We start from the raw sequence: 12,569 nt of genomic DNA on the forward strand, positions 1-12,569 counted from the left end.
GAGAAGACCGGAAAAGAGAGCTATCTGATCTCGCTGGTTGAACACCGAGAGGAACCTTTTATGCCATTGAAGGAAAATAAACTTTCTGATAAAGAAATCGCCAGTCTGTCAAAATGGATCGATTTAGGCGCCCCTTATGACAAACCTTTGGCGACTACCAAAAAATCGAGTTCAGAAAAAATGGTCATTACTGACGATGATCGAAAATTCTGGTCGTTTCAACCTCTCAAAGCACCTGAGATACCAACCGCCAAAAAGAACTCCTGGGGGCAAAATGAGATTGATCAATTCATTCTTGCAAAGCAGGCAGAGAAAAATCTGTTACCTAATCCGAAAGTAAGCAAACGCGTTTACATTCGCCGCGCCTATTTTGATTTAATCGGCTTACCCCCGACTCCAGCTGAAGTAGAAGAGTTTCTTGCTGACCAGTCTCCCGATGCTTATGAAAAACTGATTGATCGCTTGCTGAACAGTCCCCATTACGGCGAACGTTGGGCACGCCATTGGCTGGATATCGCTCGCTTTGCTGAAAGTCATGGCTTTGAGCATGATTATGATCGCAATTACGCATACCATTATCGGGATTTCGTGATCAAAGCGCTGAATCAGGATATGCCCTATGATCAATTTCTAAAATGGCAGTTAGCCGGCGATGAACTTGCACCGAATAATCCTCTTGCATTAATGGCAACCGGATTTCTCGGAGCAGGCGTGTTTCCTACTCAAATTACTGCAAATGAAGTCGAACGAACCCGCTACGATGCACTGGATGACATGCTGAATACCACCGGTCTGGCGATGCTGGGTCTCAGTGTCGGCTGTGCACGTTGTCACGATCATAAATTTGATCCCATCGCCAGCGACGACTACTATCGTATGCTCTCTACATTCACAACAACCGTGCGAACAGAAATTGAACTTGATCTAGATCCTGAGAAATACAAACAGGAAAAAGCCAAATTTAATCTCGTTCATGCCCCACTGGCCAAAGCATTAAAAGAGTATGAAACCAAACAGATCAAACCTCATTTTGAAAACTGGCTGAAGCAGGGTAAAGTAGATTCTACACAGCTCAATGAATGGATTGTTCCGAACGTTGTCAGTCATTCATCCAAGGGTAAAGCAAAATTCGAAAAACAGGAAGATGGTTCGATTCTGGTCAGTGGCCCGAATATCAATCAGGATCACTACACCTTTACATTGCGAACTAATGTAAGACCGATCCGATCGATTCGCCTCGAAGCTTTAGCACATCGTTCGTTACCGCGACAGGGACCAGGCCGTGCTGTTAATGGAAACTTTTCTCTGACCGCCTTCAAAGTGAAAGCGAAGAGTGTCGCTGATAAAAAAGCCAAAGCAAAAGATCTCAAGCTAACTAACGCCCGTGCCACACATGAACAAAACAAGACAACCCTTTCAGCGGCCAGTGCTATTGATGGTCAATACGGTTCAGGTTGGGCCGTCGATCTGGGAGGCATCGGCAAAGATCAAGCTGTAGTCTTTGATCTGGAAACTCCGATTGACGTGGAAGGAGAAACCGAACTGACTGTTACGATGTCTTTTACAAATAACGTAAACCACAGCATAGGACGCCCTCGTTTTTCTGTCAGTAACTCTGCTTCACCCACAGTCAAAACGGGAACCGGCAGCCCTGAACAGCTTTCGCATGCCATCCAACTTGTGCAACAGAACAAAACGGACAAATTGACTGCCGCACAAAAACAAATTCTCGAACGTCGTTTTCGTGAGCAAGACCCAAATTGGGTTGCTCTTTCAGCAAAAGTCCAGAAAAGCCTGAAATTCGAACCCCAACAAGCCCTCACGAAAGTGATGATTTGCAGCGAAGGACCAAAAATCAAACCCGTTCGCCATCATTCTCAAGGGAAAGATTTCTTTGATGAAACCTACTATCTCACTCGGGGTGACACCGAACAAAAAGGGAAAGTTGCGAATCAAAGTTTCCTGCAAGTATTGATGCGATCTCCCCAACAGGAAAAAACATGGATCTCAGCTCCTCCAGAATCAGCTACAACATCGTATCGCCGAACGTCTCTGGCGAACTGGATTACGGATACAAAACAGGGTGCCGGTGCATTAGCGGCACGAGTCATGGCAAACCGGATCTGGCAACATCATATTGGAAGTGGGATTGTTACAACCCCCAATGACTTCGGCCTTCAAGGAGAACGGCCCACTCATCCAGAATTACTTGACTATCTGGCCAACCAACTTATTCAGCAGAACTGGCGATTAAAACCATTACACAAACAGATCATGCTGAGCGACACCTATCGTCAGTCGACAGATTTTGATTCAGAGAAATCTAAGATTGATTTGGAAAACAAACTCTATTGGAGACGTTCGCCCCAAAGACTGGAAGGCGAAGCCATTCGCGATTCCATTCTGTATATCGGAAAGAAACTCGACACAACAATGTACGGGCCGGGAACATTGAAACAGAATAATTTCCGTCGCAGTATTTATTTCAAAATTAAACGCAGCCAATTAATTCCGATGATGCAATTATTTGATGCCCCCGAAGCGTTAGTCAGTATTGGCCAGCGTTCCAGTACCACGATCGCACCGCAGGCACTCCTGTTTATGAATGCTCAATTCGTGCGAGAATGTGCTCAGTCATTTGCAGAACAAATACAGCAGGCGCATCCTGCATCAATCGAACATGCTATTACAAACGCGTACCAAATTGCCTTGGGACGAAGCCCCTCAAAAAGTGAAGCAGCAATTTCTCATGAGTTTATCCTGCAACACCAGAAATCATATGAAGCGGAAAAGAAACCAAAGGCAAAACTGCTGTCATTGACCGATTTCACACACGCTTTATTAAGTACGAACGAATTCGTCTATCCGAACTGATTCGTTATTTGATATTAAAATATAACTCGAACAACATTTTTTCTTTAGGGAAATGTGATGTTACAACCACCATCAGAACTACCAACAATTTCTTTGAATCAACTGCTGGCACGCCGCCAACTCCTCAAGCATGCCGGTAGTGGCATAGGAGCCCTGGGTCTGCTAAGTCTATTGAAACAGGAAGGGGTTCTTGAAAGCACTCACGCTGCCCCATCGATTCAAGCACTCAACCCATTGGCACCAAAGCCTGCTGATTTACCTGCAAAAGCAAAATCTGTCATCTGGTTATTTATCAATGGTGGTCCCAGCCACGTTGATACCTGGGATTATAAACCCGAACTTGAAAAACGAGATGGCGTCGCTCTGGAAGGATTTGATAATAAAACCGGCTTCTTCCAAAACGCAGTCGGTCCATTAATGAAAAGCCCTTTCAAGTTTAAGCCGTATGGAGAATCCGGAAAATGGGTTTCCGAGATCTTTCCTAATCTGTCTCAACATGTAGACAAGATGGCCTTTATCCACTCAGGCCATACTGAATCAAACAACCATAGCCCGGCACTATTTATGATGAATTGTGGTGTCCCCAAGATGGGACACCCCTGCGTCGGTTCCTGGGTGACTTACGGACTCGGCTCTGAAAGCAACAGCCTACCTGCGTTTGTCGTCATGTCGGATCCATTAGGAAGAGGCCTGCCCAAAGGACAAAGCTTGAACTGGGGAGCCGGTTTTCTACCCAGCGTGTTTCAGGGCACTTACCTCAGACCAACGGGCGAACCCATTGATAACTTACAACCGCCCTCAGTTCTTACAGAAAAAGGGAGACAACGTTCTCAGCTCGATCTGTTAAAATCTCTGAACCGTCAACACCTTGAACAAAATCAAGGCGACCAGGAACTGGCAGCACGCATCGAAAGTTTCGAACTTGCCTATCGGATGCAGAGTGCGGCTCCGGATGCGTTAGATATCTCACAAGAACCGAAACATCTTCAGGAACAGTATGGCATTGGAAACAAAAAATGTGAACACTTTGCGAAGCAGTGTCTAATTGCCCGACGGATGGTTGAGCGCGGCACCCGTTTTGTCCAGATTTATTCGGGCGGAATGGAAAACCAACGAAGCTGGGACGGTCATCAGGATATTAAAAACAATCATAGTGGCTTCGCGGGAGAAACGGATCAGCCCATCGCCGCATTACTGGCTGACCTGGAATCGCGGGGACTTCTCAACGAAACACTGGTTGTCTGGGGTGGTGAATTTGGTCGTTTGCCGATTGCTCAGAAAGGGGCCAACCCCGGACGTGATCACAACCCGCATGCCTTTACTACATGGCTGGCAGGCGGTGGCGTGAAAGCGGGAACCAGCTACGGAGCCACTGATGAAATTGGTTTTAAAGCCGCCGAGGATAAAGTACATGTCAACGATCTGCATGCAACCATATTAAGGCTACTGGGTATGGATCATGAAAAACTGACCTACCTCTATAGTGGACGACGATTCCGATTGACCGATGTAGGCGGGCATGTGATCGATAAAATTATTGCGTAGGAATTTGAGCCCGCGACAGAAGATACCGTATCTCAAGTTGTGTCCGATTGCTTAAACTTCCGGCGATACTCTGATGGTGAGACATCCATCACATTCACAAACTGTTTCGTAAAATAACTCTGGTCATAAAATCCGGATTCCAGTGCAATTTCTGAAATTCGCTTTTCTGTACGTATCAAAGATTGACAGGCGGCGTTGATTCGCACTCGTAAAATATATTTTTGAGGCGTAATCTGATAGAGCTTTTTGAACTTACGATCAAACTGACTGACAGATAAATAAATCAAGTCAGCCAGATCAGAGACTTGAATTCGCTCTTGATAATGTTCGAGCACATAAGCGATAACTTTATCCAGTTCCTGATAAGATTGAAATTGCGTTCCTGCCACTTTAATATCTCGCAAGACACCCGCAACGCCTATCACCTTGCCACCATCACCGAACAAGGGGATCTTGCTGCATAGATACCACTTCAGGTTTCCGTGACGATCAGGAATGAGCCAGACCTGATTTGGCAGAGGACTGGCAGATTCCATGACCCGCTTATCTTCTGCGACATATTGTTGTGCTAGATCTTTCGGGTGAATATCAAAGTCGGTTTTGCCTATGATATCCTCTTCCTTAGGAATCGCGCGAACGTCCATCCAGGTACGACTGATTTTGATAAAACGGCCTTCGGCGTCCTTTGCAAAAAAATAAGCATCCGGAATATAATTGAACAACTCTTCCAAATGGAGTTTGTTATCCAGCCGTTTAATGAAATCGTTGCGAAAGTGCTCTGAATCGGACATGCGTAAATAATACAAATTTATGCGTGTTTTCTACAAGACGACGTTGATCTAAGCATCTACTATATGTCAAAATAAACGAATCAGAGATTTCTTGCGCGTGATTACCATTTTCACGTTCTCTTTCTTTTCGCGAACGATCATCACAGAACCGGCTTTAATCGGCCCGCTCTGTTTTTAAAACCATCATATTGGGGTGCATGCATTATGCTGAAGTTTACCGGTCAAGGCACAGCACATACCTGTAGTGGAGTCACACGTAGAGACTTTCTACAAGTGGGATCGCTGGGCGCAATGGGGCTTTCACTGCCCGAATACCTGGAAGCCAAAGAACAGGGGCTCGTCGATAAAAAGAAAGATAATCGTTCGGCGATTATGATCTTCAATCTTGGTGCTCCCAGCCAGCTAGACACATTCGATATGAAACCGGATGCCCCAAAGGAAATCAGGGGTCCGTTTCAACCCATTCACACCGCCTCCCCTGAAATTGATATCTCTGAAATCTTTCCAATGCATGCGAAAGTAGCAGATAAGTTTTCGCTGGTTCGTTCCTGTTATCACACCGCAGCCGCCGTACACGATGCCGGCTGGCAGATGATGCAGACCGGACGACTCTTTACAGGTGGTATCAATACACCACATATCGGTTCGGTTGTAGATTATCTCCGTGGACGCAAAACAGATCTTCCCGCGAATGTCGTACTTCCCGAAACCATGGGGCGTGGCGGCGGAAACCTTCCCAATGGTCAGGCTGGCGGTTTTCTGGGGAAAGCCCATGATCCATTTGCATTAATGGCCGACCCTTCCAAACCAGACTTCAAAGTTCCTGACCTGCTACCTCCCAAAGAGATCGGCACGGCGCGGTTAGAACGTCGCAAAAAAATTCGTGATGTCGTAGATAGCACGATAAACTCTTTCGAATCAACCGAAGATGCCAAACTGCTCAATGGCAATTTTCATTCTGCCTACCGATTGATGACCAGTAAAGCAGCGCGTGAAGCCTTTGATCTTTCAAAAGAATCACCCAAAGTTCGGAAACGCTACGGCATGAATCGATTCGGCCAGTGTTGCCTGTTGGCGCGACGTCTGGTGGAATCCGGAGTTCGCTTTGTAACCATCAATACATTCCTGACCGTCTTCAATGAGGTTACCTGGGATATTCATGGTTCTAAACCATTCACCTCGATTGAAGGCATGAAAAACATCGTGGCGCCCATGTACGATCAAGCCTATAGCGCTCTGATCGAGGACCTTTATGACAGAGGCATGCTGGATGAAACTCTGGTTTGCAATGTCGCTGAGTTTGGCAGGACACCGAAAGTGAATCCCGCCGGTGGCCGGGATCACTGGCCGCAATGCTTCACAACCTATTTTGCCGGTGGTGGAGTTCAAGGGGGACGTGTTGTTGGCAGCAGTGACCCCATTGGTGGTGTTCCCGCGGATCGCCCTGTTTCACCAGCCGAACTGGCTGCAACCGTGTATCACAGCCTTGGCTTTGATCTGCATACGATTCTTCCCGGTCCCTCAGGACGCCCTTACCCGCTGGTTGATGTCGGCAAGCATCAAATCCGCGAGTTGTTTTAGCATCACAATATCAACAGAGATGTTGATGTTTATAATAAATCACGATTTTCTATAGATCGTATGCGGGGTTGTATCACAGGCTCCTGAAGTCACTCCTGTTACGTCATCAGAAATCTCGCATTTTAACTATCCATAAAGAGAAGCTCACGATGTATCCATTCAAAAATAACACGATGTACTTTCTCTTACTGATTATTACAGGATTGCTTGCTTCTCATTTAAACGCTACCACTCTCAGTGCAGCGGAATCAGATCATAGGATTGTCCTGTTACCAGAGTCGGTTCAACTTGACGGGAAAGAAGCGCGTCATGGATTATCAGTTCAGATAATCAGTGATGGTAAAATCGCCGGACCTGTCAAAGAGGCATACCAGCTTTCATCCAGCAACCCTTCTGTTGTTAAAATTGAGAGTCAGACATTGGTACCTGTCAGCAATGGACGGGCAGTCATCACCGCTACGTTAGGAGGACTGAAATCTAAAAGTACGGTCGTCGTTAAAGGATTTGATAAAGACCATCAATGGAGTTTCCGGAATGATGTTCAACCGATCTTAACGAAAGCGGGATGTAATTCCGGTGCCTGTCATGGTGCGCTCGCCGGCAAAGGAGGATTCCGACTGTCTCTGAAAGCATACGATGTCCAGGGTGATTATCACACAATTGTCAAACAATCTCGCGGACGCCGAACAGAATTATCAGACCCGGCTCGTAGTCTGTTCTTAATCAAACCTACGGGTGCAGTCCCGCATAATGGAGGAGTTCGTTTTGAAACAGACTCTCCCGAATACCGTATTCTATCGGGTTGGATCGCACAAGGTGCTGCCCCACCTGCTGAATCTGATCCCGTAATTGAACGTCTGGAAGTTCTACCCGCTCGATCGATCCTGGCCAAAGGACAAACCCAGCATCTCCTTGTGCAGGCACATTATTCAAATCAATCAGTGCGTGATGTAACTCAGTGGACCACGTTTTCTTCGGTCAATGAAAGAGTGGCTCAGGTTGATTCTCAGGGATCTGTAAAAGTGACCGGCTTCGGAGAGGGCGCCATTGTCTGTATCTTCTCCAGTAAAATTGCGATTTCGAAGATCACGTCCCCTTACTCTCAAAAAATTGATCCCGCGATTTACGAAAAGTCACCACAAAACAATTTCATTGATCAACTGGTGATTAAACAGTTAAAACGATTGAACCTTCCCCCTTCACTTCAATCGAATGACGCCAACTTTATTCGCAGAGTTTATATCGACACAATCGGATCACTTCCCAAGCCTGAAGAAACAAAGAAATTCCTTGCCGATCAAAGTCCTGATAAACGGGTCAAGTTAATTGACCATTTATTAAACAGCCCTGAATATGTTGATTACTGGACTTACAAATGGTCGGACTTGTTACTGGTCAACGGAGAGCTCATCCGACCAGCGCCAGTAAAAAAATATCACGAATGGATTAAATCACACGTCAAAAACAATACACCCTGGGACCAGATGGTCCGCGAATTAATTACCGCGCAAGGCAGTAGTGTTGAAAACGGTGCCACCAACTTTTACGCTCTGCATCAGGATCCTGAATCCATGACAGAGAATGTCAGCCAGGCATTTTTGGGTTTATCCATTGAATGCGCAAAATGCCATAACCACCCATTGGAAAAATGGACCAATAATCAATATTACGCCATGGCAAATTTCTTTTCGCGCGTTCGAGCAAAAGGCTGGGGTGGCGCCACAGGTTCCGGAGATGGAATTCGAACTTTGTTTGTAGCCACCGAAGGCGATCTGGTTCAACCTCTGACAGGTAAGCCTCAACCCCCCACTCCTCTGGATGGAACGCCGATCGACATCAATGCTCCGGAAGACCGCCGCATCTATCTGGCGAACTGGTTGACTTCAAAAGAGAATCATTTTTTCAGTCGCTCGATTACGAATCGCGTCTGGGCAAATTTCTTTGGTGTCGGACTGGTTGAAGCGGTAGACGACATGCGGGAATCTAACCCTGCCAGTAATGAAGAGTTACTGGTCGCTGCATCCGATTATCTGGTCAAAAACAATTTTGACTTAAAATCATTAATGAAAGTAATTCTTCAGTCTGCCGCCTATCAAAGAAGCAGCCAGCCACTTCCTGAAAATAAAGACGAGCAGCGTTTCTATTCCCGATACTATCCTCGGCGGATGATGGCCGAGGTTCTGCTGGATGCCATCTCGCAAGTAACGGAAGTCCCCGACGAATTCAACATGTATTACGAGCCGAGTCCAACCAAGACTGACTTCTACCCTAAGGGGACGAAAGCCATTCAGCTTTATGACTCATCAGTGATTTCGTACTTCCTGAAAACATTCGGGCGTAACGAGCGTATGATTACCTGTGAATGCGAACGCTCAGAAGAGCCCACGATGATTCAGGTATTGCACATCTCGAATGGCGATACGATCAACAATAAACTCAAGGCAAAAGAAAGTCGTGTTACCAAATTTTTAGAAGCTAAAAAATCGGAAAAAGAACTCATTGAAAATATTTATATGTTATGCCTCTCTCGCAAACCAACGGTCGCGGAAGAAACACAACTATCGAAACTACTGTCTGAGACACCAGCAGCAGAAAAACGACAGGCGATCGAAGATCTGTTCTGGGGAGTTCTCAGCAGCCGCGAGTTTCTATTTAATCACTAATTCCAGAGTCGACTCCTTAATAGAAAAACAGTTTATCTATACAACTGACTTGAGGTCATTGATGTTACACTTTCTGACAAATTCCATCCTGGTTTTTTCGCTGGTACTGTTGATCGGTCACTCCGATACTTTACAGGCAGCAGATACGCAATTGGACTATTCAAAACAGATTGCCCCCCTGTTCCGAAAATATTGTGAAAGCTGCCATAACGTCGATGACCCCGAAGGTAAATTTGCCATTGATTCTTACAGTAGCCTGCTCAAAGGGGGAAAACATGGTCCAGCACTTCTTCCCGGTGATAGTAAGAGCAGCCGTCTGATTCGGATGGTCAAAGGCGAAGCCAAACCAGTCATGCCTCCGGAAGACAGTGGTGAGAAATTAAGTCTCGAAGAAATTGCTTTACTGGTCGAATGGATTGATCAGGGCGCCAAAGGTCCTTCAGGCAAAGAACCAGCGCGGATGAAATTAACGGTTCCGGAGATTAAGCCCACAAAATCAGTTAACAAACCCATCGATTTTCTTGCCTGGTCAGCAGCAAACGATTTGATTGCCGTCGCGCGTTTCGCAGAAGTACAAATTTTATCAGGCAACACAAACAAGATCATTCATACTCTGAAAGGACTTCCCGGCAAGGTGAATTCCGTGCGATTCAGTCCTGATGGAAAATGGTTGATTACCTCTTCCGGAACGACAGGATTATTCGGGCAGGCTGCGATCTGGGATGTTTCGACTGGCAAGAAGTTGAAAGAATTTGTAGGCCATCGAGATGTCTTGTATGCAGCGCAAATCAGCCCGGATAAGAAATGGTTGGCTACAGGCAGCTATGACCAGCGTATCATTTTATGGGATGTCGCGTCTGGAAAAATCGTCCGACAATTAACCGGGCACAACGGTGCGATTTTTGATTTAGCTTTCAGCCCGGACAGTACGACACTCGCCAGTGCCTCCGCCGATGCAACCGTCAAAGTCTGGCAGGTCTCTACGGGAAACCGTCTTGATACGCTCAGTCAGCCACTCAAAGAACAGGTTTCTGTCTCCTTTAGTCCGGACGGTAATTATATTCTGGCAACGGGTGCAGACCATCGGATCCGTAAATGGAAATTTCTTTCTCGAAAATCAGCGAAAATCAATCCGTTGGTTCATGCCAGTTTTGCTCATGAAAACCCGATCATCCAGTTTATATTTTCGCCTGACAATAAACTGCTGGCATCAATCTCTGACGATCGATCTCTTAAAATCTGGGATGCGAATCGGATTCAACTGCTGCACGTCCAAGAAAATCTGCCTGCGATCCCAACCTCTGTTGCGTTTTCACCTGACTCTCAGATGGCACTTGTGGGGTTCAGTAATGGACTCTTACAGCGCTATCCGCTCCCATCAAAACTTTCTGCAACAGTAGAGAAACCGAGTGTGATGACTAAAACTCCGCAATCTGTTTCTCACTCGAATGTAATCGTCAAACCAGTTCAAATCAAAGAGACTGAGCCTAATAACCAACCTTCTGAGGCCACAGTCCTGAGTTCACCATCTGTTGTTGCCAGCGGTTTGATTGAGTCTACACAACCGGGACAAACAGACGTTGACCTGTATCGCTTTCAATCGAAAGCGGGACAAGAATGGTACATCGAAACGAATGCCGCTCGCAAGAAATCAAAACTGGATTCGAAAATTGAAGTTCTCGATGCAGATGGAAAACAGATTCCCAGAGTTTTACTGCGAGCCGTCCGCGATTCCTATTTTACATTTCGCGGAAAAGACTCGAAGATTTTAAATGATTATCGAATCCATAACTGGAAGGAAATGGAGCTAAACGAATATCTGTATGCGAATGGTGAAGTCGTAAAACTCTGGCTCTATCCCCGTGGACCAGACTCGGGATTCAACGTCTACCCAGGCACTGGTGGCAAGCGTTATACTTATTTTGGTACCAGCCCGATCACACATGCCTTGCATGAACCCTGTTATATTGTTGAGCCACATCCAATCGGAACCGAATTACCGCCGAATGGCCTGCCTAATTTCACCGTTTACTATGAAAATAACGATGATGGGCGTAGGGAGCTGGGTGATGACAGCCGCTTGATTTTTAAAGCACCGAAGACAGGTGTGTATTTTGTGCGTGTTTCCGATGTGCGTGGATTCCAGGGAAAAGATTTTCATTACGAGTTGACGGTCCGTCCCAGAAAACCGGACTTCAAGGTGACACTCAATGGAGCTAACCCTAGAGTAAACGCGGGAAGTGGAAAAGAAATTGAAGTCGTTGCTCAGCGGATTGATGGCTTCCAGGGGCCGATCCAAGTTGATATCACAGGACTACCTCGGGGATTACACGTTACCAGCCCCATTATGATTCAAGCAGGCCACGATCGTGCATACGGTCTGATTTCTGCTGACTCGTCCCCAGGCTCAGCTGTCAATCCTGATGCGGTCGTCGCTCTCAAACCCACCAGAGAGAATCAACCAATCACAGTCACAGCCACAGCGAAAATACGTGGGGCCCAAATAACACATAACGTGAATTCATTGGGAAGAATCCAGCTATTGGAAAAGCCTAAGTTAATCGTCAGAATTGCAACTCAAAATATAAAGAGAAGTAAGGTAATCGATTCTAACCTGGAACGCATCCCGGAAAAACCGCTAGAGCTGACGATTCATCCAGGCGAAACGATCGCAGCCAAAGTTCTGCTGTTGCGGAACGGATATAGCGGAGTTGTCGGGTTTGGACGTGAGTATGCCGGACGAAATTTGCCGCATGGCGTCTATGTAGATAACATCGGTCTGAACGGACTACTTCTCCTGGACAATATGAATGAACGAACTTTTTATCTGACAGCCGCGAAATGGGTTCCAGAAACGACGCGTTTATTTCATATTCAGGCAGCCCAGGAAGGGAAACAAACTTCCATCCCTGTTCTGCTGCATGTGAAACACAAAGAGAAGCTGGCTTCGAAATCTCAATAAGATAATGGGATGTAGTAAGTTCCCCAAGAATTATTCGTCACACTTGTCGCTACGCTGTTTATGACCGTGAAGGATTCGAACTCAAATCTGGCATGGGAGCATGTGGATAGTCTGCGGGTTGATACTGAATTGACAGTTCGGGCGTCATCAGTC

At 46.2% G+C, this 12,569-nt stretch carries 6 protein-coding genes; 5 read left to right on the forward strand and 1 reads right to left on the reverse strand.

Features of this window, described 5'->3' with window-relative positions:
- Nucleotides 1–2,874, forward strand: a 2,874-nt coding sequence (locus Q0668_RS06930; RefSeq protein ID WP_298861849.1) for a DUF1549 and DUF1553 domain-containing protein, incomplete at its 5' end; no start/stop codon positions are given.
- A gap of 57 nt (nucleotides 2,875–2,931) precedes the next feature.
- On the forward strand, nucleotides 2,932–4,419 hold the full coding sequence (locus tag Q0668_RS06935; protein WP_298861852.1) for a DUF1501 domain-containing protein: 1,488 nt from the start codon (nucleotides 2,932–2,934) through the stop codon (nucleotides 4,417–4,419).
- Between the two features lie 32 nt (nucleotides 4,420–4,451).
- Here the strand turns inward: Q0668_RS06935 and Q0668_RS06940 are convergent, their stop codons facing one another.
- Entirely contained in the window at nucleotides 4,452–5,210 is a 759-nt protein-coding gene (locus tag Q0668_RS06940) for an AraC family transcriptional regulator (protein ID WP_298861855.1), read from the reverse strand.
- A gap of 204 nt (nucleotides 5,211–5,414) precedes the next feature.
- On the opposite strand from Q0668_RS06940, the gene Q0668_RS06945 reads away from it, so the two are divergent.
- The 3 genes from Q0668_RS06945 to Q0668_RS06955 all read left to right on the forward strand — a co-directional run bounded on the left by Q0668_RS06945 (nucleotide 5,415) and on the right by Q0668_RS06955 (nucleotide 12,416).
- On the forward strand, nucleotides 5,415–6,791 hold the full coding sequence (locus Q0668_RS06945) for a DUF1501 domain-containing protein (protein WP_298861858.1): 1,377 nt from the start codon (nucleotides 5,415–5,417) through the stop codon (nucleotides 6,789–6,791).
- A 149-nt stretch (nucleotides 6,792–6,940) separates the two neighbouring features.
- Nucleotides 6,941–9,454, forward strand: coding sequence for a DUF1549 domain-containing protein (locus Q0668_RS06950; RefSeq protein ID WP_298861861.1), 2,514 nt, complete (start codon nucleotides 6,941–6,943; stop codon nucleotides 9,452–9,454).
- Between the two features lie 61 nt (nucleotides 9,455–9,515).
- Nucleotides 9,516–12,416 (forward strand): c-type cytochrome domain-containing protein, encoded by a 2,901-nt coding sequence (locus Q0668_RS06955; RefSeq protein WP_298861864.1) that lies wholly within the window; start codon nucleotides 9,516–9,518, stop codon nucleotides 12,414–12,416.
- Nucleotides 12,417–12,569: the final 153 nt, after the last annotated feature.

Source organism: uncultured Gimesia sp. (assembly GCF_937910335.1).
Classification (GTDB): Bacteria; Planctomycetota; Planctomycetia; order Planctomycetales; family Planctomycetaceae; genus Gimesia.

Excerpts from the sequence above, each read along its gene's own strand:
- Q0668_RS06935 (WP_298861852.1), top strand. The coding sequence starts at position 2,932 with ATGTTACAACCACCATCAGAACTACCAACAATTTCTTTGAATCAACTG.
- Q0668_RS06940 (WP_298861855.1), bottom strand. The coding sequence starts at position 5,210 with ATGTCCGATTCAGAGCACTTTCGCAACGATTTCATTAAACGGCTGGAT.
- Q0668_RS06950 (WP_298861861.1), top strand. The coding sequence starts at position 6,941 with ATGTATCCATTCAAAAATAACACGATGTACTTTCTCTTACTGATTATT.
- Q0668_RS06955 (WP_298861864.1), top strand. The coding sequence starts at position 9,516 with ATGTTACACTTTCTGACAAATTCCATCCTGGTTTTTTCGCTGGTACTG.
- Q0668_RS06945 (WP_298861858.1), top strand. The coding sequence starts at position 5,415 with ATGCTGAAGTTTACCGGTCAAGGCACAGCACATACCTGTAGTGGAGTC.